This is a genomic window from Rhodococcus sp. UNC363MFTsu5.1 (assembly GCF_000686785.1).
Taxonomy (GTDB): Bacteria; Actinomycetota; Actinomycetes; order Mycobacteriales; family Mycobacteriaceae; genus Rhodococcus_G; species Rhodococcus_G maanshanensis.
The window spans coordinates 1-1458 of record NZ_JMLO01000066.1; the positions used below are offsets into that span (position 1 = coordinate 1).

General features: G+C 66.8%; 1 protein-coding gene. It reads left to right on the plus strand.

What is annotated here, in order from left to right:
* Positions 1 to 106: 106 nt before the first annotated feature.
* The coding region (locus BR31_RS30155; RefSeq protein ID WP_331281157.1) for an amino acid adenylation domain-containing protein at positions 107 to 1458 on the plus strand (1352 nt) is incomplete at its 3' end.

Below are 1458 nucleotides of genomic sequence, written 5' to 3' on the forward strand. Positions count from 1 at the left end.
GGTCGGTGATATCGATTTGCTCGGTGTGGGTGAGCGGGATCTGGTGTTGCGGGAGTGGAACGCGACCGATGGGCCTGCGCCTGTGGGGACGTTGGATTCGTTGTTCGTGGATCAGGTTGTGCGGACGCCGGATGCGGTTGCGTTGGTCGGTGGGTCGGGGTCGTTGACCTACCGCCAGTTCGACGACAGGGTCAATGCTGTTGCGCGGCATCTGATCGGCCTCGGTGTCGGGGTCGAGTCGCGGGTGGTGTTGGCGATGCGGCGGTCGGTCGAGCAGGTGGTCGCGATGTATGCGGTCATTCGTGCCGGTGGTGCGTATGTGCCGGTGGATCCGGATCAGCCGGCTGAGCGGATCGGGTATGTGGTCGAGACGGCCGACCCGATGTTGGTGTTGGTCGATGCCGACCTGGGTGAGGTGTCGTTCGGGCGGACTGCGGTTGTGGTTGCCGATGTCGACCTGTCCGATGGTCGGCCGGTCACTGCGGCTGACCGCAGGGGCGCTCTGGATCCGGAGAACACGGCGTATGTGTTGTTCACGTCGGGTTCGACGGGTCGACCTAAGGGTGTGGCGGTGTCGCACGGTGCTGCGGTGAACCAGTTGGTGTCGATGCAGGCCGAGTACGGGCTCGATGAGCGGGATTCGGTGTTGCAGAAGACGCCTGCGACGTTCGATGCGTCGGTGTGGGAGTTCTTCTGGCCGCTGCAGGCCGGTGCCCGGTTGGTGCTGGCGTCGGCGGACGGTCATCGGGATCCGCAGTATCTGGCGGCGGTCCTGGTGGAGCAGTCGGTGACGACGGTGCAGTTCGTGCCGTCGATGTTGCCGATGATCCTGGCGGCGTTGCCGGAGTCGGGTGCGCCGTCGTTGCGGCGGATGTTCGCCGGTGGCGAGGCGTTGTCTGCGGGTGTGGCGGCGGAGTTCTCGCGGGTCACCGGTGCTGCGGTGCACAACCTGTACGGTCCGACCGAGGCTGCGATGCAGGTCACTCGTCGGGAGGCGACTGCGGCGGATGCGGTGGTCGTGCCGATCGGTGGGCCGGTCGAGGGCACGAAGGTGTTCGTGCTCGATTCGCGTCTGCGTCCGGTTCCGGTGGGTGTGCCGGGTGAGTTGTATCTGGCGGGTGTGCAGTTGGCTCGTGGGTACCAGTCGCGGCCGGATCTGACGGCGGAGCGGTTCGTGGCGAATCCGTTCGCCGGTGGTGAGCGGATGTATCGCACCGGTGACCTGGCGCGGTGGACGGCGGCCGGTGAGCTCGAGTTCGTGGGGCGTAGTGACTTCCAGGTGAAGTTGCACGGTCTGCGGATCGAGCTCGGTGAGGTCGAGGCGGCGTTGGCTGCGGATCCGTCGGTGGGTCAGGCGGCGGCTGCGGTCGTCGACACCGCGGTGGGGCGTCATCTGGTCGGTTACGTGACGGCGGCTCCCGAGGCTGTCGTCGATGTTGCCGCGGTGACCGCGACGGC